Here is a 24,971-nt window from a genome sequence, read left to right as displayed (position 1 = left end):
TCACAATCAACTAAAACATGCGTAACGATTACCCCCAATAAGCACAACTATTTTGGGCTTGTGTCACTCCCGAAGTATTATCCTGCGTCATTAGTACAAAAGAAATACTTAATCATTTCTGCTGCAATAACTAATTAAATTTTAATTTATGAAGAAATTAGAAGTTCTGTTGGTCTTAATGTTAACCCTGTCATATGGGTTAGTCAATGGTCAGGGAATTAACTTTGAACACATAACGCTTGAAGAAGCATTACAAAAAGCCAGTAAAGAGAATAAGCTGGTATTCGTTGATGTATATACAGATTGGTGCGGGCCATGTAAGAGTATGGCAAGAACGATTTTTACAAACGAGCAGGTTGGCAAGTCTTTCAATCACCAATTCATTAATGTTAAGGTTAATGCAGAAAAGGAAGGCGTTCAGGCGGCTCGAAAATATGGTGTGGATGCCTATCCAACCATGATCTTTTTAAGAGGTGATGGAGAAATGGTCTATAAAAATGTTGGTGCTAAAGATATAGCAGGGGTCATTCAAATGGGCAAAAATGCTTTAGAAGCAGTAAAAAGTGGCTACACTATTGCTGAACTGAAAGAGCAGTATGATAGTAAAAAGACGGATGAACGCTTCTTGAAAATCTACATCGAAAAGATGCTCGAAAACCGTGAAAGTCCTTTTCAAGCTATTGAAGACTGGTTAAGTATTCAAACAGAAATTAAAGAGGATGATGTAGATATGATGGAGTTCTTACTAAATCATAGTAAGTACCTGATGGTAGATGGTAAAGCAGAAGAGATTTTATACGCCAACTTTGATGAGTATATGGATATTGCCACTCGTGCCGAAGAGGCTAGTTTAAAAGCCTTAAAGCGTGGTATTGTCGCCAATACCCGTTCATTTGCCTATCAGGAAAAGGATCCTGAAATGATGCGTGCTTTTATAACTAATTTTAAAGAGTTACCAGAAGCTACAAAGAATACAGAGGCTATTAAAGGCTATGAGTTAGACTATTTGTTAATGAACAAAGAATTTAAAGCCTATAAAGAGCAGTCGAAAGCTTATCTTGATAGCCTTATTAATTCTAAGTCATTGGCACAAATCAAGGCTGATGATGAGGCGGCTTACCTCGATTACAAAGAAAATAAGTATCGACCAAGTTTAATTGGTAACTCAAGGCTTAAAGCGTACGAAAAGGGAGTAGGAGCCACTAAATTGATTCGTACAATTGATAAAATGGTGCGTCAAAATCTAAGACATTGCACAAGTAAGAAGTCAGACTATAAGCAGTTGTATAAATGGATTGATTATGGAGAGCAGTTCATGCCAGATGACTATATGATGGATAATCTTCGATCTGATGTATTGAATAAACAAGGAAAGCGAAACGAAGCCATTAAATACAAGGAGTTAGCTATAAGCAAGCTGCCTGAGAAAAAGAAAGAACGAACTCTGTTAGAGCGCCAGCTTGAAAAGATGAAAAGTGATAAAGGAGAATAGTTTAATTTGGTATAATAGATTCAATAAGATTATGAAATATATAATTAGCGCGATAGTGTTGGTGGCCTTTTCTGTTTCAGTTTTAGCACAGGGTATCAAGTTTGAACAGGGAACGTTCAATCAGGCCTTAACTAAAGCCAAGGCTGAAAACAAGGTTTTGTTTATCGATGGATACGCGGTGTGGTGTGGCCCATGCAAGAAAATGGCCAATACAGTATTTAAGGATGAAGAAGTTGGTAACTATTTCGATGAACATCTGGTTGCTTTAAAAGTTGATGTTGAACGAGGTGAAGGTCCCGTTATCAAAGAAAAATACGGCATTACAGGTTTACCTGGATATGTTTTTATCGATGGTGATGACTTTGTTGTATATCGCTTTTCTTCAGCTATGCCCAAAGACGAGTTTATGAAGGAAGTGAAAAAGGCGGTGGCTTATGCACAAGATAAAAATAGTGTGGGCCGTATGGCAGAACGCTATGAGAAAGAAAAGGATAATGAACAGTTTTTACTTAGCTACCTGGGTAAACTAAAGGAATCAAAGTCATCAGATTACATGGATATTTTGGAACATTATCTGAGTATTCAAACATCTATTGATGAATCGAGCAAGGAAATGGTCACACTATTGGCTGATCATTATAAGCAGATCATATTTGATGGTAAAGCCGATGAAATTATTCAACGCAATTATGGATCGGATGCCTGGAAGCTCTATGTCAGAAAAGATATTCGTGAAATATACCAATTAATACCACGCCAGATGGTGGAGAATACCACCAATTATGCCGTAGCTAAAAAAGACACTGTAATCTTAGAGATGGTGTTTGACAGAGCTGCTAATGTAGGTGCCAGTGTTGGTGAGGAGCAACGTGAAAGAGTATATACCTATTATTACAAGAGCATTGGTGATGGTGAAAACTACAAACGGTTGGTACGCGATAATATCGAAACTTATATAAGTGAAATTGACGCGAAGAGAATACGCAATTTTTACCAGGAAGTACAAAAACGGAAGGCTGAAGGTGATCCGGAAGCACAAAGTTTAAGACCAATTTCAGTCCGAAAAAGTCAGATGATAACGATGATGGTCAATGATTATGCCGAATTTGTCACAAGCGAAAAGGACAAAGAAGATGTTGTGCGTTGGATGAAGGTGGCCTATTATATTATACCAGGCGATTACCGAACGATGAGTGCCTATGCCAACATCCTGTATTTATATGGAAATGATAAAGAAGAGGCCATTAAAATTAAACAACAGGCCTGCGAAATAGCTGAAAAGGAAGATACCAAGCGAGTAAAAGGAATGCAAATGGATTTAGAATTAATGAAAGCTGGTAAAAGCATAGTTCTAAAATAGTTGTTATAATGCTATATCATATTTCAGAATTTGACTGCCATTGGAGCAGTAACAGATAAAGATAGAACGCTCCCTGATTAATTATAAATCTGGAGCGTTTTTTTTGGCACTTGTCACCCTGCAGTTGCTTTTTTAAGTCTTTCAATAAAAGGCTCGGGCTATTCACATTCGGTCCCGAGTCGATAATATGTTTCACTTGTTTACCCTATTTCAATGAATAAAATACAATTATTATTACTGATGTTTGTCCTGTTGGGAAGATTTGCATATTCGCAAGGTATTGACTTTAAGTACGTCACTTTTGAAGAGGCATTGCAATTAGCCAAAGAGCAGGATAAGCTTCTGTTTATCGACTTTTACACATCTTGGTGTGGACCTTGTAAAAAGTTGGCAAAAGGACCATTTATGGAACCCGAAATTGGTGACTTTTACAATACAAATTTTATTAGCCTCAAACTCGATGCCGAAAGGGAAGGTAAACACGCTGCGCAGCTGTATGGTGTGAATCGTTACCCAACCTTGATATTTGTCGATGGCGATTCCAATCTGATCTATCGAGGCACCGGCTCCTCAATGACCAAAGGCGGTGGAATGATACCGTTTGGAAAATCGGCCCTTGAGGCAACCAAGGATCAGTTTACACTGGAAGACATGAAGCAACTCTTCTCTGAAAAACTGGATGATGAAGCTTTCTTGAAAAGCTACTATGACAAGTTGGTAGAATACAAAATGAATCCGATTAATGCGTTAAATGCCTGGCTAAAGGTGCAAACAACGGTTGACGAATCAAGTGAAGAAATGCTTGAGATTTTGTTGAAAAATGCCAGTGGGATTTACTTAGGAAGCAAAGCTGAAGAAGTTTTGACGGCCAACATTGAGCATTACTTAACCTTTGCTTCTAAGGGGAACAAAATACGCTTAGAAAGGATCGATACCAGCCTTGCCAGAACGACGCTCCAAAGGGCATATGGTACACAAGACCCTGAAATGATGAGACGCTACATTGACTTTTGTAAAGAAAAAAATCTAGGAACAGCTAAGAGCGGGGAGTTAAGCTTTTATGAGATGGAGTATTTAAGAATTGCCAATCATAATGAGGCCTATAAAAAGGCTGCAATTGATTACGTGAATAACATTATTAGCCAAAAATCAATAAAACAGATCAAACAAGAAGATGCTGAGGCTTACAACAAATATATGGAGTTTAGTAAAGACCAAACAGGTACATATGTTGAGTTTAAGCGTGAGCTAATGAAGCAAGGAAGGATAGCCAATGACAATGTTGGTGATATCGTTAAAGTTAGTCGCTTGTATTGGTCTCGATGCGAAACAAATGCTGATTATAAGCACCTGAAGAAGTGGATAAAGTATTGTTATAAGCTTATTCCCGATAGCTGGGAAGTTAATAATCTGGAGGCTGATGTGCTATATGCGCAAGGCAAAGCCGATAAGGCAATTTTATTAAAAAACGCAGCAATTAAGAATGTGCCTTTTAATTACAAGAAAAAGTCTAATCTGGAATATCAGTTGCAGTTAATGAAAGAAGGCAAAGTGGTATTTGGTAAGCCAGAGAATGAAGAGGAGTAGAACAGCACAATCTGCTGCTTCTTGTATAGTTATAAAATCGAATCATGGTTTCTCATAAGGTTGATACAGCATTTTTGGCTGAACCTTAAAATTGATATTCAAAAACACTATAATATGCAAAAGTTATTTACGCTGCTATTGGGAGTATTTCTCATTAGTTCAGGGGGCTATGCGCAGAAATTTACCGATTTATCGCAAGCAGCTCCCTTTGATACAACCATAAAAAGAGGCGTTTTACCCAATGGATTAAGCTATTACCTAAAGCGTAACCCGAATCCCAAAGGCATGGCTAGTTTTTACATCTATCAAAATGTAGGGGCAGTACTTGAAACGGATAAGCAAGATGGTTTGGCGCACTTTCTGGAGCACATGGCCTTTAATGGAACCACAACTTTTCCGGGTAAATCGATGCTGGATATGCTGGAACGCAACGGCGTGAAATTTGGAAAGGATGTAAATGCCTACACTACGAAAAACGAAACAGTGTATAACATAAGTCGAGTGCCAAGCAAACGGAAGGAATTAGTAGATTCTTGCCTCATTATTCTGCGCGACTGGTGCGATGAGCTATCGCTTGATGAAGCAGAGATTGACGCTGAAAGAGGGGTGATATCGGAAGAATGGCGCACGCGACGCACAGCCGGTTTTCGTACACAGAACAAAATTGCGCCAACCATCTTTAATGGTAGTATTTATGCATATCGCGATGTAATAGGTGAACTGGATGTAATCAAAAAATTTGATCCTGAGGAGTTAAGGACCTTCTATCATGAATGGTATCGTACAGATTTACAGGCGATTGCCATCGTTGGTGATGTTGATGTAGAAGCTGTTGAGCAACGCGTAATTGAACTATTTTCGGCCATCCCAGCCATTGAAAATCCTAAAGAACGAAAAGATGTCGTTATTCCTGATAACAAAGAGCCAATGTATGTTCAGGTATCAGATAAAGAATACAAAAACGTTAATATCAATCTGAAAATTAGGCATGCTGATGTAGCTGATAATACCCTTCAGGGTTTGCGTGACTCATATGTTATTAGCTTTTTTAATACTTTAATGAAAGGGCGATACAAAGAACAACTACTAAGCGGTAAGGCTCCATATATTAATGCCAGTGCCAGTTATGGTGTATTTGAGAGAGGTTATAAAGCCTTTAACTTGTATGTCACAGCTAATGTTGGGAAAGAGTCTGAAGCATTTGAGGCTGCTTATACTGAATTACAGCGGGTGATTCAACAGGGATTTACCGAAGCTGAACTAGAACGCTTAAAAACGAATACATTGGTATCCATTAAAAATGGGTATAACAAACGGAAAAGTATTAACTCAGACTCATACTGTAAAGCAATAAAAAGGGCCTATTTGGAAGATGCTATCATTACTGACGCTAAATTCAAATATGAGTTTGCTAATGAAATCATTCCGGGGATTACAAAGGAAGAGGTGTCTGCTGTTGCGGCAAAATACTTGAGTGATTTAAACCGGTCATATGTGATTACAACACCCGATAAGCAAGGCGTGGATTTTATCTCACAAAAGCAGTTGGAAGCGATTATTGCTAAAGTGGAAAAGAGTGTGATTGCTCCCTATGAAGATGGATCAAATTTGGATGTTGATTTGATGAGTACGACTCCTGTAGCGGGAGAAATCGTTAATGAGCAAAACATAGAAGAATTCAATGCCGAAGAATGGACACTCTCAAACGGAGCCAAGGTTATTTTTAAGCAAGTTAATAACAACACCAATTCGGTAATATTAAATGCTAAAAGCAAGGGAGGAGATTCAATGTACGAGGTTGCTGACTTGCCATCATTTAAAGCTGCTTCTGGTTTTATTTCAGGCTTTGGTATCGGTAATCATGACCCAATTCAATTGAAGAAAATTTCAGCCGGTAAAACAGCAGGCTGTAGTTACAAAATGGGTACTTACAACGAATCGGTTACGGCGAAAGCAATGATTCAAGATTTAGAAACCATGTTTCAGTTAGTTTACATGCGTTTTGAAGAGCCTCGCTTTGATCGTATGGCCTTTGATAAACTCATGGAGCGCAACTATTACAATGTTGAAAACGAAACTAGAACAGCTAAAACCATCATGCGCGATACACTGGCTACTATAACAGCCAATGGAAATCCTCGTGTTTTAAAATTCGATAAAACATTTTTGGATCAGATTGATTATGAGCGTATGCAGGAGATTTATTTCGAACGATTGTCTAATGCAGCTGATTTTACGTTCTTCATCGTTGGCGATGTTGATGCTGAAATAATAAAGCCTTTGGTTGAGGAGTATATTGGGTCAATCAATACGACTGGTAATACAGAAAATTGGATTGATCATGGCGATTTCTTTCCAAAAGGGAAGCATGAGCACCGTATCTATTTACCTATGGAGGAGCCCAAAGCTACTGTTAATTTGACGATGAGAGCAAATGCCGACTATTCGAGAGAGACAACTATATACCACAACATTTTAGGGTCTATTTTAAATCTAAGATATACCGAAAATATTCGTGAAAAAGAAGGGGGAACCTATGGTGTTAGTGTACGTCCAACAGGCTCCCGAATTCCAGAGATGAAGCTTGGTTTGGAGATAAAATTCGACTGCGATCCGGCTAAGGCAGATTATCTAAAGAAATTGGTTTATAAGGAACTGAAAACAGTTCAAAAAACGGTTTTGCAATCAGATTTAGATAAGGTGGTGCTAAACATGAAAAAGAATAGCTTCAAGGCTTTAAAAAATAACAACTACTGGATGTCAGTTATACAAACGTATTATGAATCGGGGGAGAACAGAATGTCGCCTGAGTACTTTGAAAACGTGATTAATAATGTGACTACAAAAGACATTAGCAAGGCCGCAAAAAAATTCCTTAAAAATGCGGATGTGCTGGATATTATGTTTTTACCAGAGCATTAATGCATGTTTCTAAAAGGTGATATTTGAAACGTGATGATTGAGGAGAAAGGAGTAAGCATTCGTGCTTGCTCCTTTTTTGCCTCATAGAAATGCAAAGACGCAGTGTTAATTATTGAATACATATATTTCTGGAAATCTTTCTCTTTCGCCTATAGGTACTTTCCACAGAGGAAGATGTTAGCAGGCAATTCATCCTAGTAGTTAAAGTTAAAGCACAGGTTGATTGGTAAAACGCCATTAAATTTATAATATTGAAATTCACACCTGATACCGTATAGTACGGAGTTTTAACCCCAGGAATATTTCACTTATTGGTATGCAGATTCAAATTGATTGCATTTGTGGTGTTGAGTTTATTAACAAGGTGTAAGGGCTACCGTGCAAGGTCTATTAAAGATGTTTTAGGTAACTATTTAAATGAAATTAACCACTAGTTTTTATGTCAGCAAGTAACAAGTATGTGTCGGTGACACTTTATGACCAGTCGAAGCGGAGTGCTAACTATCCAAGAGGCTTTCAGTCCATTCTGAAGAGGAGCTGTCTGGGGCTTATGCTGATGACTTTAGTGCCGTCTTTTAGCATAGCAAAGTCCGCCGTTTTTGAATCATCAAACCAACAGGCTAATGAAATCAGAAGCAGAGCTGACAACACGAGCAAAAAGAAGGATAGCGCTACATTAACAAACAACAAAGAAATAAAACGACTTACAGCCGATGGTGCATGGTGTTGGTTCTCAGGGCCAAGGGCCATCTATCTTAATAATGAGAATCAGGAAATCATCACAGGTTGGATCACGAGTAAAGGCGATTTGGAAGCCGGGGTACTCAAGTACGACAGCAAGGAGGTGAAGGTACAAAGGGTGGTCGCTAAGCTTGACAAAGATGATCATGCCAATCCGGGTTTTGTAGAATTATCCAATCATGAGGTGATGATGGCCTATTCAAAGCATTTCGATCACAAAGTGCGCATCAATAAAACACTCGATCCGGTTGAGACGCTGCAATTTGGGCCAGCCATGGAGCATGATATTTACGATGCAGAAGAACTGGAACGCTACCCCAACCGGCGAGTGACCTATGCTAATCCTTTCCGATTGGAAGAGGAGAATAACCGTATATACTGTTTTGGCCGCTGGACTGGTTATAAGCCCAATATCACCTGGTCGGATGATGACGGGCAGACTTTTGCCAAGAGTAAAGTGTTCATTACCAATATCCCCTTTGATAGTAACAACCGTCCCTATGTGTGCTACCACTCCGATGGTCAATCAAAAATACATATCTTGTTTACCGATGGACATCCACGTAATGAGTCACTCAACTCGGTGTATTATGCCTGCTACGAAAAGGGGGCTTTCTGGCGAGCCGATGGAACTCTGATTTGCGATATGGACAACATTCCTTTTGAACCTGAGGAGGCTACCCTGGTTTACAAAGCCACCAAAGAGAACGGCAGAGCCTGGATATACGACCTGATTGTGAATAGCGAGGGCCACCCGGTGATTTTATATGCTCGTTACCCCGAGGAAACGGCTCACTTCTATCATTATACCGTTTTTGATGGTAGTCAATGGATTGATAACCGGATGTGCCATGCTGGCAAATGGTTTCCTCAAACACCCAAAGGCCAGGTGGAACCCGAACCGCACTATTCAGCAGGTATGTCACTTCATCCGCTAAAGCCCGGAATCGTTTACTTGTCGCGCGATGTGGAAGGCACATTCGAGATTGAGAAATGGGTAACAAGCGATATGGGAAAGACCTGGAAAAACACGGCCATTACCCAGAATTCAAAGTATGACAATGTGCGCCCGCTTGTACCTAAAAACATGAAACCGGATGATCCTGCAGTTGTTCTCTGGATGGTCAATAAGAAATACAGACATTATACCGATTATAAAACACGCATAAATTACCTTATCGATGAAGAAAACTGAAAATCAAAGGCTTGATATGCTGAATCTAGGCGCAGGGGGCTTGCTGCTAATACTCTTGCTTTTAGCCAATGCCTGCACCAGTCCAAAAGAAAAATTTATTGAGGATAATGTGGCATTTGCTCAGATGCAGCTGGACGCAGCCTTAAACGCAATGAAAGAAGACAGTGTGGTGAGGAAGTTTCCGCGCTCTGTTAAAACAGATGGTTCCATCGTCTATGTTGGTCCTTATGACTGGACCAGCGGGTTTTTCCCGGGCAGCCTTTGGTACCTCTACGAGCTTAATGGCGACGTACGCTGGCAACAAGAGGCCTCCCGAACCACCGAATGGCTGGATAAAATACAGTACTACACCGGAAACCACGATGTAGGTTTCATGATCAATTGCAGTTACGGAAACGCTTTGCGATTGACCGGCAATGCTGCCTATCAGCAGGTATTGATCAATGCGGCGGAGTCGTTGTCAACCCGCTTCAGTCCGGTGACTGGAGTCATCAAATCGTGGGGAGGTGGCAAAACACGCGATGGTCATGTGTGGCAGTATCCGGTTATTATCGATAACATGATGAATCTTGAATTATTATTTAAGGCTTCTGAGCTGTCCGGTAACGATAAGTACCGCAACATCGCTATTCAGCATGCCAATACCACCATTGAAAATCATTTTAGAGAGGACTACAGCAGTTACCACGTGCTCGATTACGATACCATCACGGGAGAAGTAAGAGGACGTTACACCCATCAGGGCTATTCACATGAGTCGTCGTGGGCCAGGGGGCAGGCCTGGGGGCTGTATGGCTTCACCTTAACGCACCGTGCAACAGGCGACGAGAAATACCTAAAGCAGGCCGAGAGCATTGCCGACTACATCATCAACCACCCAAATCTGCCCGATGACAGGGTGCCGTTGTGGGATTACCATGTTAAAGATGACGCTTATGCACCTTCGTGGGTGGCTGAGATGCCACAACAGGAAGAGCCAAGCCGCGATGCTTCTGCTGCTGCCATTACCTGTTCGGCATTGTTTGAGCTAAGCCAGGTAAGCGACAAGGGTGATGTCTATTATGCGTTTGCAAAAGAGCTGCTTCAGAACCTGTCGGCTCATTACAGGTCGGTAAACAATCCCTATTTTATATTGGAACACAGTGTGGGATACTTGGCTGCCAACTCGGAAGTGGATGTGCCACTAAATTATGCTGACTATTATTTTCTGGAAGCTCTGCTTCGCTTTAAGCAACTCAATAAATAGGGCATAGGCATTTATTAATAACTTATAATGCGAAAATACTCCTTCAAAAGGCATTGTTAGAAGGAGTATTTTCATTTTAAGGGGTTAATTCAATTGTTCGAATTAAACAAGCCAGTTCAATAAGGTATGATGACGCTCTGTACAAACTCACATAACTTATTTGTCTTATGGCTAAATAGGTCAAGGCTGTTTTCAAAATTGCTTGCATTGCAACTATGCATCAGAGGCTTAATTGGCGGCGATCTTAACCGGTTCAGCTTCTGAAATAAGTTTAGGGATCGACTCTCTGACAGCATCTTTTTCATTCTTATCCAAATCGTTATATTCTTTGCCAAAGGTACGAATAGCAAAATCGTTGCGCATCTCGTTAAATGCCCTGAGCAGTTCATTCTGCACAGTCAGGTAAACCTGGTATTTGGTGTCGTTGGCTGTTTGTAATGAGATAACACCCTTGCTCACCTGGCGTTGCCCCAGCAGTGTAATTTTCCTTGTCTCCTTATCTGATAGTTCAGGCAGGTTATGAGGATTCAGTATAAACTCCTTAGTGGCTTCAGTCAGATGGGCAATATCCATTTCCTGTTTTTCTACCATCAGTTGGTTATTGGCATTCACCAGTATTTCAAATACATTTCGTTCGTTCTTTGCTTTATTATCAATGGGTGGTTCTTCTTCATAGGGCGGTAAAATAGTGCCAAGTCCCTTATCAGAATCCATGGTGGTGGTTACCAAAAAAAAGATGAGTAGTAAAAATGCAATGTCGGCCATTGAGCCAGCATTAACTTCCTGTGATTCTCGTCGTGCCATAATTGTCAATTTTTGAAGTGAATAATAATTGACCCTGCATTTTATGGCTTCGAATAAGACAATTGTAAGATAGAAAAAAAATAGTAATGCCCATCATTATTATACATAAAAAATGAATGAGGTGGTTTTACTTTTCTGCGTTAACTGTCAACAGATACTTTGATATAGCCAGCAGACAGATAAGCCTGACCTCATAGCAAAGTTATACTAGTTTGAAGGCTATGAATTCAACAACAGGAGTTCCATTTTTACCATATTTTGGCGTAACTTGACCTTTTGCCGCATTGAAAACTGGTATAAATTGCCTCTTCAATAAAAAGCATTGAGCATGAAAATAGCAGTAACAACAGCAAGTGGTAACCTGGGATCGTCCATTGTAAAACGACTCAAACAGGAGATAGGGGCTGAACAAGTCATTGGTATTGCCCGCACACCTGCCAGAGCTGAGCCATTGGGCGTTGAAATACGAAAAGGTGATTATAATAACAAACAAGAGCTGATGGAAGCCTTGAACGACGTTGAAACCGTGTTGTTGGTATCAGGTATGGATCTGCCTGATAAACGCATACAACAGCACCGTAACGTCATTGAAGCTGCTAAAGCAAATGGTGTCCGCAAAATTGTTTATACCAGCATTTATGGAGCCGAAGTAGGTAACGCATTTAGTCCTGTGGTAGCCAGTAACCGCCAGACAGAAGAAGATATTAAACAATCTGGTTTGCAATGGGCTATTGGCCGAAACGGTATCTACATCGAACCTGATTTGGAATACATTGAACACTATATAAAAGAGGGGGCTATCATTAACTGCGCAGCCGATGGTAAATGCGTCTATACTTCACGAGACGAACTGGCCTGTGCCTATTACCATTTGCTATGCAATGATGGGCTGAATGGAGCCACCTACAACTTGTTTGGCGATGCTGTTACGCAGCAGCAATTGGCCGACGCCATTAATAAAGCTTTTCAGCTCAATTTATTCTACAATAGTATTTCGGTTGATGAATACCTGAAGGAGCGAAAGGCGGCATTAGGCGACTTTCTTGGTACAGTCATCGGTGGTATATATGAAGGAATTCGGACAGGTGATTTTGATGGAATATCCGATTATCAGAAAGTAACCAGTCGCAACCATAAAACACTGGATGAAATGATTCAGGCCTATATAAAGCAAGCTCACTAAATATCTCTTATAATGACACAATACCCGGAAGTAGCAACACAGGAACTAATAGAACTCATCGGAAAACCTAATGTGCATATTGTAGATGTGCGCCAGGCCGACGCTTACAATGGCTGGCCACTAAATGGTGAAGCACGCGGAGGGCACATAAAGGGAGCAAGATCTTTACCCTTGAAATGGACCAGCTATATGGATTGGATTGAAATTGTAAGAGCTAAAGGGATATTGCCACATCACACCCTTGTGTTATACAGCTATCATGATAATAACAGCATACAGGTGGCCGAATTGTTTGCGAAAGCTGGTTATTCCAACATTCATATTTATAAAAACTTTGTAAAGGAGTGGACAACAGATACAAGCCTTCCAATGGATGCATTGCCGCGCTATCAGCAGCTTGTGCCGGCATCGTGGGTTAAGCAGGTGGTTGATGGTTATACACCTGCAGAACTTAAGGGGAAAGACGTGCTGGTGCTGCATGCGCATTACCGTAACCGCGATGCTTATTTGTCAGGACATATTCCTGGGGCCATTGATATGGACACACTGGCTCTGGAGGCGCCAGAAACATGGAACAGGCGTTCGCCAGAGGAGCTGAAAAAAGCATTTGAATCTCATGGTATTACAGCAGATACTACGGTTGTGGTTTATGGCAAATTTATGTGGCCAGATAATACCGATGAATTTCCGGGTAGTGCAGCCGGGCATTTGGGAGCTATTCGCTGTTGCGCTATTATGCTGTATGCTGGTGTTAAAGATGTGCGGGTGATGAACGGCGGTTTCCAGTCATGGAAAGATGCAGGTTATGAAATCAGTACCGTTGATGTGCCTAAACGTGCAGTGGCTGATTTTGGGGCTGAAATACCGGCCAGTCCGCATCTTTTTGTCGATACACCTCAAGCTAAAAAGATGATTGCAGATGCTGATGCTGATATTGTTTCGGTACGTAGCTGGGAGGAGTATATTGGCAAAGTGAGCGGCTATAATTACATTGAAAAGAAAGGGCGAATACCTGGTTCGGTCTTTGGCAACTGTGGCTCCGATGCCTACCACATGGAGAATTATCGCAATCTGGATCATACCATCAGAGAGGCTGGTGAGATAAAAGATATTTGGCATGAAGCAGGTATTGTACCAGAAAAGCGCCTGGCCTTTTATTGCGGAACAGGCTGGCGTGGAAGTGAGGCTTTTTATAATGCCTGGCTGATGGGCTGGCCAACTGTATCGGTGTACGATGGAGGTTGGTTTGAGTGGAGTAACGATCCTGATAATCCTTACGAAACTGGTATTCCAGGAAAAAACTAATCTGCCTATGAATTATTTAGACGAAACCATTATTAAAATAGGTGAGCTTGAGATTGTTAATTACCTCCATAAAAAAGGAATTGATACAGCCCGACAGGAAATTATTGAGGGCTTAACTACATCTCCAAAATATATTTCACCCAAGTACTTTTACGATCAAGCGGGGTCTGAACTTTTTGAAGCGATTACAAAGCTGGATGAGTATTATCCCACACGATGTGAGATGGAGATATTGTCAACGCTTGTTAATCAGCTGGATATTAGCCTCTACGATCTGGATATTATTGAGTTGGGAAGCGGTGATTCATCCAAAATTAAAACACTGATCGGGCCAATTCCGCCACACATTCTTTCAACCATTAACTATTACCCGGTTGATATTAGCCAGTCAGCCATCACAAAATCAATTGAAGATATTATTCAGCTTCATAACTTCAACAGCATTACGGGCATTGTAACTGATTTTCTGCACTCCTTCGATTATATGCCGCGCCGCAGGCATCGCTTGTTTTGCTTTTTGGGCAGTACCATTGGCAATCTTTCAACGGTCGAAGCCAAAGACTTCATGCAAAAGATAGGCGAGGTGATGGATGGAGGCGATGCCCTATTATTAGGGGCTGACATGGTGAAGGATATAACGGTTCTAGAACGAGCCTATAACGATGACAAAGGGGTGACTGCTGCTTTCAACAAAAATATACTAAAGGTGGTCAACCGGCATGTTGACGCCAGCTTTGAGATAAGTGATTTTGAACATTGGGCTTTCTATAATAAGGATGAGCAGCGTATTGAAATGCATTTGAAAGCTCAGAAGGATATTAATGTTCAATTGAGAGCCGCCAACCAAGTGATTCGACTAAAGAAGGGAGAGACCATCCATAGCGAAAACTCCCATAAGTTTACAGTGAACCAACTCGAAGCATTGGGCCATAACGGCGGTATGCAAATCAAAAAAGTATTTAGTGATGATAAAGGGTGGTTTAGTTTGGCTTATTATATAAAATAGCTGAAGTTATGACCAAGACCCTGGAGCGTTTTAAGGGTCTAAATCAAACAATGCCGATAACATGTGGATGAGTCGATTTGCCTTGCGTAGCCGCCTTAAAAAGTAACTTTTGGGAATAGATACATAATTAATATATATATGATTTTAGCATATGCCAAAATGCAGTGATATAAGGCAATACTATAAAGATTTGGAAAACTACTTGATAGTAAAGGTGTTTTATCTAACACAAGATCCACAATTGTATATGCCGTTGATCCAGTAACTTTTGCTGTTCGGATCAATGCCTGAACATGATGTAGGAATTGTAATTCAGGTTGTAGTAGCTTGTCACGCTTATTGTTAGAAAAACAGATACAACGGTGATGACCTTAATTATTTGTGTTTGAACGAAAATCTAATGAATTAATTTAATTTGTAGTGTGTTTATTTATATTGAGGGTGCCTATTGACACCCCCATTTAAAAACACATTATTTAAAAATGTATCCTAATCTAATTCCTCCACCAGGCAAAATAAAGGAGAGATCATTACCTCCATAATAAGCTATCTTACCATAAGGTGTAAATAGTATCTTATTGATTCGTACATTTAAACCTAAAGAGAAACTACTTCCAAAAGCACAAGAGCCAACGTAACTGTTATTTGACTCTTTTGTGATAGAGTTATATTGAATAACCGTTTTAGATGCAGAATAAATACCCGCATTAAAATTAGCCATTAATCCAACGCTACTCTCTCTTGAACCATATTCTATTCCTGTATATGCGCCTCCCACATTACGGATACTCTCTTGAATATCTGATGTTCCAAAAAACTCGACATTATTTGTGTACCTCAACATTGATGTGCCAATTAGATACCTGATATTTTTTCTTTTCGAAGGGAAAAGAAATTCAATACTTGCACCTTTCCACATGCCTGAATTACCAGTATTATAATCTTCTGGACCATCCTCTAGAAACCTATCCCAATTTTGAAGGTTATCAGAAAATAATTCAATTTTGATATTCATTTCGTACTTCTGTACCTCCTCTTGACAAAAGGCAGCAATTGAACAACAAAATAGAATAACTATAACCAGAAATGAATCTCTCATATTCTTTTATATTTTATTGTTATGGTTGATTTGATATTGTGATTCTAGCCCCATAGTTTTGGAAATAATATGTCTTATTTTCTTCATGATAGAAATCAACATAAACAACTCCGCAATCCTCAAAATCATCTGTAATATCTACCTTGTAAGATACACCTAGACTTTCTAATTCTAAAAAGTTTGCTGATTTTTCTTTCAAACCCGCACTAAATGATAAGTTATGAGTCCCCCATTGTTCATCATATTCAACCATAGCTAATGACAAAACGTCATACCAAATATCCTGATCCCAATCAACTAATCGCCTCCCTGAAAAATTCCAACTTTTAACATCATTCCCAAAATCAAAATCAACATTTTTTACTACTGAGTAAGATGTTAGTGTCGACCTATTCACACTAGCAACATTTATTCTAAATTCAGGTTTTCCTGCAGGCCATCGTTCTAAATCCCAACTATCAAAAGAAATATTTTTCACATAAACTGGATTGGTCGATTGTATATCTCTAAATGGAATTCTAACATGATCCAAAACACCAGAAGATGGTCCTTGTTGATTCCAATGTGTTATCATATATTCATATTTCTTACCCGCTTGAAGATTACGATCAAAATAATAGGAATTATCTTTAGTTAGTGTTGCGATAAGCTCGTAATCATTATTTGGCTCAACTAGGTACCTTAGAACTTCTGTTTTTAGAATATACTGCTGATTATTATTAACCCAATTTAGCTTAGCCTCATTTCTTACAACGTGAGAGACATTAAATGATATAGGCGGATTAGGATTATATGGAGCTTGCGCAGATGCTGTATTTGAAGGAGATGACATAAGTTGATTAGTATCGTCAAGAGTTTTAACCTGATAACTATATGTTACGCCAGACTCAACTGCATTATCTTGGTAGGTTGTATTAAAAGCTCCACTATTAGATCCAATAGCCTTAAAATAACTATCGCTTGGCCCTTTTCTTGATATTTGGTAGCCAGTGACACTAATTCCATTTGCTCTATCCCAATTTAAAAGGATTCCTGTTGGGGAGGTCTCAGCAGTTAAGTTTGATGGAGCTGGCGGAGGGGTTGGATCTTCCCCTGGATCCTCTATTATTCTAGAAGACATATATTCAGGATAGATATCACCATTCTCATCACATCTCTCATTCAATCCTACTACAATTACAGGCACATCAGGTTTTTGCAAATTACTAAGAACAATTTTTTTTCCATTCTGATCGAATCCATTTACAAATTCGTCCTCTTCATCATAATCGCTCGCCAAATAGATAACAACTGGTTGATAGTTCTCATAATCCCATTTTTCACAGTTTACTGGAACAGAAATTTGCAATTGTTTAAACTCATATTCAAAATTTTTAAATTTATATGATTCATTTGAGATATCTGAATCAATATCAGCTTCTACTAGCTCTCTAACAGATTTGCCATTATTAACAGATTTATTCTTAAAGTTCTTCCAAATAATAGAGTAATCTCCATCTAATAACAACTCTGCTTCTGTCTTTACAAGTCCCCTAAACTCATTACCAGAAAGGGATTTTGAAATTGACTTTGCAAACTTGACAATAAATCTGTCATATTTGCTCTTCTCTTCTTTTCTTTAAACTCCGCGTCGTTTTGACTAGTCTTGAGTTGTGAAACTTCGTTTTCAAATGGTGTTGGATCATTATTGAATTCACAGGAGTGAAACCCAATAATAATTAAAACCATTACTAGATTAATTTTCAATTCTTTCATACGAAATAATTTAAGTTAATAAAATGGTAAGGTATTTAGCTTAATTAAGCTCAGATAATATTTAATTATACCGATAAATAGTTTCCTTTTTTACTTTTGGGAAGTAAGAAAGAAACATAAAGCAACAGGACTATAAGTCTAATCCTTTTTTTTATTTGAAGAAAAGTGGTACAAATAAAATATTTACCAAGTAATAGAGGTATTAAATGCTGGTTAAGTTTCATAGCATTAGATTTGGTTAAAAATAATAACCACCTAAATCTTAACCCTTATGTATTATTGACGATTCTCATAACAATAATACAAATATATTTGGATTTTAACTAAATGTATTACGAAATATTTTTTCCACATACATCAATCCCACATAAATCTTTAAATTACTATATTTTAATCGATTTAATATATCAATAAGAATTGTATCACATGAAAAATCTGGGTCTAAACATAAATTTCACAAAGTCAGATAAGAAAAAACATCACAACTGACAAGCCTCTAAAATTGTTTTCCGGAGTCTTTGATTTTGCCATTAAATGATTCTGCAGTCGCGTTAGTGCTACTGCCATCAAAGTATTTGAAGATAAGGTTGTTATGAGCTTCAAAGCTACGACATGTTATAGCAAAGGCATTGAAACCGGATTGCTCTGAATCATTAAACCAATTTGCAAGTCCGGTACTTACAAGATTGGGCTTTAAGAAATGATTGTAATTTTTGTAAAGCTTATAAAATTCAATACCAATATTATCATCACTAAAATACAAAAGCCTGCAAGTATAAAACTTACAGGCTTTTATGTGATCCTGAAGGGATTCTTTGTATTTTTATAATTTGCTTATTTCCAAATTACTACAAAAGCACTTAAAACCAAGGTCTCTATATAGTCTCGTCTGATATTTTATCATTTGTAAAAATAGCAATAAGTTTTGAAAGAATTTGGTTATGTTATTGATAAAATCATAATCTTTTAAAATTCTAATAGGGTATATTACAATGCTTTGTTTAGACATGAAACAGCTACTCATTATTGTTCATAAAGGTCATCGACCCAAGTAAATCTTTTACATTGATGGTAGCTATTCCGGTTGATATATCCGACATGGCATATGGAATAATTAATTGTTGATGAAGCAATAGGCCGCCGCACGAATAGATAACGTTAGGTACATAGCCTTCCCGTTCCGTTTTTGTTGGCGTTATCAGTGGTTCATCCAGTCGGGCTATCACTTTTGTAGGATTATCCAAATCAAGTAATATTGCCCCAATGGCGTATTGACGCATGGCACCAACACCATGGGTGAGCACCAGCCATCCCTCATCTGTTTCTATTGGAGACCCGCAATTACCAATCTGTATGAATTCCCAGGGCTTTGTTGGTTCCTGAATAATCTGGGATGATTGCCAGAAGTGTAAATGATCAGAAAACATGATGTGGTTGTTTTCGCCATCCTGCCGCGATAACATCACATACTTCCCATTAATCTTTCGAGGAAACAGTGCCATTCCTTTATTCTGAACAGCCTTTCCATTCAGAGTCATCACCTTAAAGCGGAGAAAATCCTTGGTTTCAATTAACTGGGGTAGAATGCTGAACCCATTATATGCTGTATAGGTAGCATAGTAGGTCACTTCACCATTGTCATCCTTAAATTGTACAAACCGGGCATCTTCAATTCCCCGGCTTTCGTTATCCGATGATGGAAAAATTACCCGTTCCGAAATATTACTGGTTTCATCAAACTGAAGCGTATAGTTGGAATTAGCCACCCAGTAGATGATCTCAATAACTTTATCATTGCATACAAAATCAGGATCTAAGTATAGCACACCTATGCTCACCTTTAGCTCCTGATAAGAAAAGGTGTCCGGAATCTGGTCAAATATGCGAATACTTGTTTCATCCCAGGCGTCCAAATCCTGCAGTTTCAATTGAAACAGGTGCCTGTCATAAGCTGAGTTGTGGCACACCGACGCTTGCTCGACATACCTGCTGGTTTCGTCAAATGAGAATGAACTATCTGTATTGATCACCCCACTGCGAAAAACAATGGAGGAAATATGGCCTTCACCAGTGGCCCGCAGACTCATAATAAACCTCAGGCAGCCATCTACCACATATTTCTGGTTTGGATGAGCAACAATGGAAGGGTTAAATAAAGCGGCTGATTCAATGGAATATTCCATGGTTAAATAGGCGCCAATCAGCATCTGCATATTTTGGCTTAGCTGCACGGAGGCAGGAATATACTCCGAAATTTTGTTATAATGCTTAATCAACTGGTGATCCAGGTTTTTATGTCTGCTTTCAAAATCACGATACACTTTTTGTAATTCCCGCTCAACCCCGTCCTTAGTAAGCTTTAGTACCCTGTTGATGATGTTATTGATACGCGTTAATTCACCTGGGATATGAGCGCGTGTGATGACGCGTGAATCGTCTCCATGGATGATTATTTTCTGCCTTTGCACTAGTTCAGAAGCGTTTTTATCCTCAATCTTAAATACTGTCATGGCCTTGTAATGTATTTATAAATAACTTAAAATACTCTTGTAAACATCAATATACCCTTCAACCATTTTATCTTGCGAAAAATTAGAGCTAGCCCATTGCTTGCAGTCCCATCGATTGATGTTTGAAGTCTTATCAACTGCAGCAACGGCTTCATCAAGCGTATTGACTAAAAAACCGGTTTTACCATCAAGTATGATTTCTGACATTGATCCTCTGTTAAAAGCGATGACTGGAGTTCCGCAAAACATAGCTTCTGCTACACTTAATCCAAAAGGTTCATTGAAACTAATCGGATGCAACAGGGCAAATGCCTGCCGCAGCAACTCATCCCGCTGTTTAGGCCCTGAATTACCAACATATACAATGTCTTCGTTATTGATATGAGGTTTAACACGGCTGTAAAAATAATCTTCATCCTGAACCAATCCAGCAATAATAAGCTTGCGTTTGGCTCTTTTTGCTATCTGAATGGCCTCGTAGGTGCCTTTTTCAGGGTGTATTCTGCCAAAAAAGAGCAAGTAATCGTCCGGAACGCTATTAAAAGTGAAATCAACCGGATTAATGCCATTGTAAACTGTGGCGATATAATTGAGTTCAGGGCTTCGATCAGCGTTGCTTATTGAAACGTAATAATTATGGTTGTTGTACCGCTTAAAAACCGGAATAATTTTAGGTGATGAAAAACCATGAATGGTAGTAACCATTGGAGTTTTGATAAGTCTGGAATAGCTCAGTGGCAAGTAATCAAAGTGATTATGGATGATATCAAAATCGTTGGCTTGTTCCATCAGGAAGCTGATGTGAAGACATTCCCACACCTTGGAAGCGATCGAATCGTCCTCGCCATAAGCGGTAGGTGAGATAGATTGCAACTTAGCATTGGTATTGGAGTTACCGGTTGCGAATAAAGTCACATCCAGCCCTTTGGCAACCAAGCCTTCGGTAATATTAGAGGCAACCTGTTCCCATGGTCCATACCTCAGGGGAGGTGTTCTCCAGGCTATTGGTGATAATATGGCTATTTTCATGGGCTTATAATTTGTTTGTATATCTGCTTAGGCGAGATGAAAGTCGTCAGGAAAACTCATCCTCGGATGAGGAGTTTACTTGTATTGGCTTAAGGACTTTACCCTTCAAATTCAGGCGACTTCATCAATTTATACAGTTATTATTCTAGTACTTAGAGTACTATTGGCAATTTTAAAAAACAGACTTTACTATTTGTCAATCATCACCAGTTACGAAACTTAACATCAAACCTATTCGACTATTGGCTTATAAAGCTTGTCTGAGATTACTTAGACAGTGATCAACCAATTCGTCAATGACAGCTGTTCCAACACACATCACCTTATCAGCGCCACCCCAGTACAGTTTTAATGTTCCATCGGGTTCAGGTATGGCCCCACAGGTAAAAACAACATTGTGCACATAGCCGGTTATCTCATATTCTTCTTCAGGCTGTAAGATCCATTCATCGCCAACAGCAATAACAACTGACGGATCTTCAAGCTTATGTAAGGCAACGCCTAAGCGGTAGACACATCCATCCATGGTAGGAAATACGCCATGGTATATATTTAACCATCCGCGCGATGTTTTGATGGGGCTTGCTCCGGGGCCGATTTTCATTTCATCCCAATGGTATTGCATTGGACGCATAATCAGTTGAGATTGACCCCAATGAATTAAATCGGGCGAATAGGATATCCAGATGGACCAGGGAGATATTTCGGAGTGCGGACGATCTAATCGGGCATAAAGGTTATTGAACTTTTCGGGGAAAATTACCACGTTCCGATAGTCGGCTTCGGTAATAAGCGCAACGCGCTGAATATGATCAAAGTCTTTGGTCTTTGCCAGTCCAATTCTTACACCATATTGGGAGTAGGCACTGTAAGTAATCAAATATTCTCCATCTATCTTTACAATGCGAGGGTCCTCAATACCATATGCTTCGTATTTTTTAAACGGTTGCTCCTTTGATGGAATCATAAAGGGGTGCTTATCAACAACAAAGTTAAAGCCGTCATAACTCACTGCTTTACCTAATATGCTACGTCCATTAAATTTATGGGATCTGAAAATCATGATGTACTTATTGTCATGTTTGACCATGCCGGCATTGTGGACTGTGGCAACAGGATAGGGCACATCATCTTTCTGCAGAATCGGATTGCCGGGATATCTTTTTATTAACATTTCAAATGATTTAAAGGTAAGTAGGTGCATTTCGTCGTAATTGACATCACTTAAGGCTATAAAAATCTTCATGTGCTTTTAACACCGTTAAGTGTGAAATAAGGTAGGCCAGGGTGCTTTCGGCACCTTGGTTTCGATTGATTCCATCACGCTCTAATCCATCGCAGCATCCATGGGTCTCAAAATCATAGAGTCGCATGCGTAAATCGTTTTCGCCAAGAAACCACATAAAAGAGGTGAATAATTTGCTTAAGTATTCTTTGTTTTTGGTGATGCTATAAGCCTGATGAAACATCAGAATCATGGCCATAGCATCAACCGGTTGCTGACTAAACATTGCTTTGCTACCGTTTTTATTAAACCATCCATCATTGCCTATTAGAGACAGATAGCCATCACTCAAAGTGTGCCGAATCAAAAAGTTCATAGATGCAAAGGCAACACTCTTGATGCGTTCATCATTAAGTCTTTCAGTTGCATGCAATAGGGCAAGAGGGAGAATGGCATTGTCGTAGGTTAATAACTCTTCAAACCAATTCCAGTCTGCAGAGCTATTATTTTCATAATGAGTAATCAATTTATTGGCTAATCTTCTTAATACAGCCACCATACTGTTGTTATCAGGTGAAATATTTAAATAATGGCTTATTCCTATTATAGTATTGGCAATGCTGCGAATAGATTTGAGTTCTTCAAAAATGGGTGCCGCTTTAAAGAATATAGAATAACTAGCCTGATAATAAGAATCATTGGGTGCATTAGCCATCAAGTATCCAAGAGCCCAAATAGTTCTGCCAAAGGAGTCTTCTGAACCCAAATTGTCTATATAGTTCCGGTTGAAGCTCAGGAAGTTTCTAAAGGAGCCATCCTCGTTTTGCATGTAATGGATATAACTCAGGTACACATGACATAAATCCAGTGCCTTTTTACTTTTTTTCTGGGTATAGGTCATGAGTGCCATTAGAAGAGCTCTGGCATTATCATCGAGGCAATAGCCATGTTTCAAATTAGGTATGCCATATTTAGAATGCTGAATAATACCAGTATCATCCGTTAATCTTTTGATATGCTTTAGCGAGAATGAAGGTATTATCAACAAATCAAAAGGTTGCTCATTGTTGTCATCCTCTTTTATGTCTTCCTGAATAGTGTGTGTCAGTAATTCACTGTACTTTATCCCAGTTAAAGGCCAGGTAATTTCTTTTCCATAGTTACCAGCATTTTTTCTCAAGGTATTCAGTTCCTCAGGGTGATCTAACAAATTAATCAAGATGTCGGCCAGCTGTTCTGAATTGCCAAAATCAAAAAGAAGCCCCCGGTTGTTGGCCAGCAATTCAACCGCATGCCAATAGGGTGTTGAAATAACACAAGAACCAACACCAACGGCATACGAAAGAGTTCCACTGGTTATCTGCGCCTCGTTGTTGTAAGGTGTGATATAAATATCCGATGCATACAAGTACATAAATAGCTCATCCTGGCTCATATACTTATGCGGAATAATCACATGGCTTTCCAAACCCAAAGTTTTGACCAGTTGCCTCAGGTAGATGAGATACTCTTCTCCGGAATAGCGCAGTACATTGGGGTGGGTTTTACCCAATACAAAGTAGAGGCTATTAGGATGCTTTTCAATTACCTTAGGCAATGCTTTAATGGCCACATCAATGCCTTTGTTACGCCCCAAAAAACCAAAAGTGAGTATCACATTTTTATTCTGAAGCTTTAAGGCGCTTTTTGCCTTCTGATGGTCAAGTTTGTATTGTGGTACACCGTGTTCAATCAGTTCTATTTTATCCTTAGGCACTTCATAAATTTCATCCAGGAAATCAATAGCTTTTTGGGTCATTACAACTATCTTGCAAGCCTTTTTGCATATCTCCTGAAGGATTAACTTCTCGCTGTAGGACGGGGCGTTAAGGATGGTGTGAAGAGTTACGACAAGAGGTATTTTCAGGCGGTGTATCAATGGAAGGATATAAACGCCATCCTTGCCACCAAAAATGCCAAACTCATGCTGTAAAATACAAATGTCGGTGCCACTGTGGTTAATAAATTTTGCGGCATCAATGTAATCACGCTGGTAATCCTGCCGGATAATCTGTTCCACTTCATTCGGATACGAAAGCAATTTATCTGAATTGTTTAACGCAATAATGCTAACATGGTTCTGGTGATTTGCCCCAATAATCGATTCATAAAGGTGGCGGGTGAATGTGCCGATGCCACATTCTCGGGGAGGGTATGTTCCTATTATTGCTGTTTTCATAAACTCATTCTATTCATTATATATCGTCAATCAATTAGTTGCAACAACTAATTGATAAAGTATGAGGTTATGGAAGCGCATTTCAAACCATAACAAGTTAGTGAAATAATAATGGAATAGATATAATATAATCATCTTTTACGGGAGAATACTAAGGCATATCTATTTCTGCAGAGAGAGTCTTGTTCTTTTAATATTACGATAGCGAAAACTGAAAATCTTAATTCTGACATCGGCTTTAAATTCGACGATAGCTAGCCCAAAACGGCTTTATAAAAATTTGGAATATCCTTA

General features: G+C 39.2%; 18 protein-coding genes. 9 read left to right on the top strand and 9 right to left on the bottom strand.

The window, feature by feature from the left end:
• The first annotated feature begins 148 nt into the window (after nt 1-148).
• The 6 genes from KDU71_RS09565 to KDU71_RS09540 all read left to right on the top strand — a co-directional run bounded on the left by KDU71_RS09565 (nt 149) and on the right by KDU71_RS09540 (nt 10,543).
• Complete coding sequence (locus KDU71_RS09565; RefSeq protein ID WP_212190119.1) at nt 149-1,492, top strand: thioredoxin family protein; 1,344 nt, start codon at nt 149-151, stop codon at nt 1,490-1,492.
• Between the two features lie 31 nt (nt 1,493-1,523).
• Complete coding sequence (locus KDU71_RS09560; RefSeq protein ID WP_212190115.1) at nt 1,524-2,852, top strand: thioredoxin family protein; 1,329 nt, start codon at nt 1,524-1,526, stop codon at nt 2,850-2,852.
• Nucleotides 2,853-3,065: 213 nt separating this feature from the next.
• Nucleotides 3,066-4,439: a thioredoxin family protein gene (locus tag KDU71_RS09555; RefSeq protein ID WP_212190114.1), complete on the top strand. Its 1,374-nt coding sequence runs from the start codon at nt 3,066-3,068 to the stop codon at nt 4,437-4,439.
• A 114-nt stretch (nt 4,440-4,553) separates the two neighbouring features.
• On the top strand, nt 4,554-7,361 hold the full coding sequence (locus KDU71_RS09550; protein WP_212190113.1) for a M16 family metallopeptidase: 2,808 nt from the start codon (nt 4,554-4,556) through the stop codon (nt 7,359-7,361).
• A 439-nt stretch (nt 7,362-7,800) separates the two neighbouring features.
• Nucleotides 7,801-9,297: a BNR-4 repeat-containing protein gene (locus KDU71_RS09545; protein ID WP_212190112.1), complete on the top strand. Its 1,497-nt coding sequence runs from the start codon at nt 7,801-7,803 to the stop codon at nt 9,295-9,297.
• Nucleotides 9,284-10,543, top strand: a complete 1,260-nt coding sequence (locus tag KDU71_RS09540) for a glycoside hydrolase family 88 protein (RefSeq protein WP_212190110.1) — start codon at nt 9,284-9,286, stop codon at nt 10,541-10,543. Before KDU71_RS09545 ends, KDU71_RS09540 begins: the two co-directional genes overlap by 14 nt.
• Nucleotides 10,544-10,771: 228 nt before the next feature.
• Here the strand turns inward: KDU71_RS09540 and KDU71_RS09535 are convergent, their stop codons facing one another.
• Nucleotides 10,772-11,347: an ExbD/TolR family protein gene (locus tag KDU71_RS09535; RefSeq protein ID WP_212190108.1), complete on the bottom strand. Its 576-nt coding sequence runs from the start codon at nt 11,345-11,347 to the stop codon at nt 10,772-10,774.
• A 328-nt stretch (nt 11,348-11,675) separates the two neighbouring features.
• On the opposite strand from KDU71_RS09535, the gene KDU71_RS09530 reads away from it, so the two are divergent.
• From KDU71_RS09530 to egtD, 3 genes are read left to right on the top strand one after another with little or no spacing between them, the layout of a single operon-like run.
• On the top strand, nt 11,676-12,530 hold the full coding sequence (locus KDU71_RS09530) for an NAD(P)H-binding protein (protein ID WP_212190106.1): 855 nt from the start codon (nt 11,676-11,678) through the stop codon (nt 12,528-12,530).
• A 12-nt stretch (nt 12,531-12,542) separates the two neighbouring features.
• Entirely contained in the window at nt 12,543-13,835 is a 1,293-nt protein-coding gene (locus KDU71_RS09525; RefSeq protein WP_212190104.1) for a rhodanese-like domain-containing protein, read from the top strand.
• Nucleotides 13,836-13,842: 7 nt separating this feature from the next.
• Nucleotides 13,843-14,841: an L-histidine N(alpha)-methyltransferase gene (gene egtD, locus KDU71_RS09520; RefSeq protein ID WP_212190102.1), complete on the top strand. Its 999-nt coding sequence runs from the start codon at nt 13,843-13,845 to the stop codon at nt 14,839-14,841.
• A gap of 472 nt (nt 14,842-15,313) precedes the next feature.
• On the opposite strand, the gene KDU71_RS09515 is transcribed toward egtD, so the two are convergent.
• The 8 genes from KDU71_RS09515 to KDU71_RS09480 form a co-directional block, all read right to left on the bottom strand.
• On the bottom strand, nt 15,314-15,940 hold the full coding sequence (locus KDU71_RS09515) for a hypothetical protein (RefSeq protein WP_212190100.1): 627 nt from the start codon (nt 15,938-15,940) through the stop codon (nt 15,314-15,316).
• 19 nt (nt 15,941-15,959) lie between these two features.
• Nucleotides 15,960-17,447 (bottom strand): fibronectin type III domain-containing protein, encoded by a 1,488-nt coding sequence (locus KDU71_RS09510; RefSeq protein ID WP_212190098.1) that lies wholly within the window; start codon nt 17,445-17,447, stop codon nt 15,960-15,962.
• A 14-nt stretch (nt 17,448-17,461) separates the two neighbouring features.
• Nucleotides 17,462-17,695 (bottom strand): hypothetical protein, encoded by a 234-nt coding sequence (locus tag KDU71_RS09505; RefSeq protein ID WP_212190096.1) that lies wholly within the window; start codon nt 17,693-17,695, stop codon nt 17,462-17,464.
• Nucleotides 17,696-18,191: 496 nt separating this feature from the next.
• Nucleotides 18,192-18,458, bottom strand: a complete 267-nt coding sequence (locus tag KDU71_RS23420; protein ID WP_212190094.1) for a transposase — start codon at nt 18,456-18,458, stop codon at nt 18,192-18,194.
• Between the two features lie 253 nt (nt 18,459-18,711).
• Nucleotides 18,712-20,205 carry a glycoside hydrolase family 130 protein gene (locus tag KDU71_RS09495; RefSeq protein WP_212190087.1) on the bottom strand — a complete coding sequence of 498 codons (1,494 nt, stop codon included), beginning with the start codon at nt 20,203-20,205 and terminating at the stop codon, nt 18,712-18,714.
• 15 nt (nt 20,206-20,220) lie between these two features.
• Complete coding sequence (locus KDU71_RS09490; protein ID WP_212190085.1) at nt 20,221-21,234, bottom strand: glycosyltransferase family 4 protein; 1,014 nt, start codon at nt 21,232-21,234, stop codon at nt 20,221-20,223.
• A gap of 247 nt (nt 21,235-21,481) precedes the next feature.
• On the bottom strand, nt 21,482-22,480 hold the full coding sequence (locus KDU71_RS09485; protein ID WP_244828334.1) for a glycoside hydrolase family 130 protein: 999 nt from the start codon (nt 22,478-22,480) through the stop codon (nt 21,482-21,484).
• Nucleotides 22,455-24,677 (bottom strand): glycosyltransferase family 4 protein, encoded by a 2,223-nt coding sequence (locus KDU71_RS09480; RefSeq protein WP_212190083.1) that lies wholly within the window; start codon nt 24,675-24,677, stop codon nt 22,455-22,457. Before KDU71_RS09480 ends, KDU71_RS09485 begins: the two co-directional genes overlap by 26 nt.
• Nucleotides 24,678-24,971 lie beyond the last annotated feature (294 nt).

This window comes from Carboxylicivirga sediminis (assembly GCF_018156225.1).
In the GTDB taxonomy this organism is placed as follows: domain Bacteria; phylum Bacteroidota; class Bacteroidia; order Bacteroidales; family Marinilabiliaceae; genus Carboxylicivirga; species Carboxylicivirga sediminis.
The sequence above is the reverse complement of the archived record's forward strand: the minus strand, read 5'-3'. Positions and strand labels throughout refer to the sequence as shown.

What these genes read in the sequence shown, in the direction of transcription:
- KDU71_RS09505 (WP_212190096.1), bottom strand. Translation starts at nt 17,695, where the DNA reads ATGAAAGAATTGAAAATTAATCTAGTAATGGTTTTAATTATTATTGGG.
- KDU71_RS09485 (WP_244828334.1), bottom strand. Translation starts at nt 22,480, where the DNA reads ATGAAGATTTTTATAGCCTTAAGTGATGTCAATTACGACGAAATGCAC.
- KDU71_RS09490 (WP_212190085.1), bottom strand. Translation starts at nt 21,234, where the DNA reads ATGAAAATAGCCATATTATCACCAATAGCCTGGAGAACACCTCCCCTG.
- KDU71_RS09515 (WP_212190100.1), bottom strand. Translation starts at nt 15,940, where the DNA reads ATGAGAGATTCATTTCTGGTTATAGTTATTCTATTTTGTTGTTCAATT.
- KDU71_RS09555 (WP_212190114.1), top strand. Translation starts at nt 3,066, where the DNA reads ATGAATAAAATACAATTATTATTACTGATGTTTGTCCTGTTGGGAAGA.
- KDU71_RS09495 (WP_212190087.1), bottom strand. Translation starts at nt 20,205, where the DNA reads ATGACAGTATTTAAGATTGAGGATAAAAACGCTTCTGAACTAGTGCAA.
- KDU71_RS09530 (WP_212190106.1), top strand. Translation starts at nt 11,676, where the DNA reads ATGAAAATAGCAGTAACAACAGCAAGTGGTAACCTGGGATCGTCCATT.
- KDU71_RS09565 (WP_212190119.1), top strand. Translation starts at nt 149, where the DNA reads ATGAAGAAATTAGAAGTTCTGTTGGTCTTAATGTTAACCCTGTCATAT.
- egtD (WP_212190102.1), top strand. Translation starts at nt 13,843, where the DNA reads ATGAATTATTTAGACGAAACCATTATTAAAATAGGTGAGCTTGAGATT.
- KDU71_RS09480 (WP_212190083.1), bottom strand. Translation starts at nt 24,677, where the DNA reads ATGAAAACAGCAATAATAGGAACATACCCTCCCCGAGAATGTGGCATC.
- KDU71_RS09535 (WP_212190108.1), bottom strand. Translation starts at nt 11,347, where the DNA reads ATGGCACGACGAGAATCACAGGAAGTTAATGCTGGCTCAATGGCCGAC.
- KDU71_RS09545 (WP_212190112.1), top strand. Translation starts at nt 7,801, where the DNA reads ATGTCAGCAAGTAACAAGTATGTGTCGGTGACACTTTATGACCAGTCG.
- KDU71_RS09560 (WP_212190115.1), top strand. Translation starts at nt 1,524, where the DNA reads ATGAAATATATAATTAGCGCGATAGTGTTGGTGGCCTTTTCTGTTTCA.
- KDU71_RS09540 (WP_212190110.1), top strand. Translation starts at nt 9,284, where the DNA reads ATGAAGAAAACTGAAAATCAAAGGCTTGATATGCTGAATCTAGGCGCA.
- KDU71_RS09525 (WP_212190104.1), top strand. Translation starts at nt 12,543, where the DNA reads ATGACACAATACCCGGAAGTAGCAACACAGGAACTAATAGAACTCATC.
- KDU71_RS09550 (WP_212190113.1), top strand. Translation starts at nt 4,554, where the DNA reads ATGCAAAAGTTATTTACGCTGCTATTGGGAGTATTTCTCATTAGTTCA.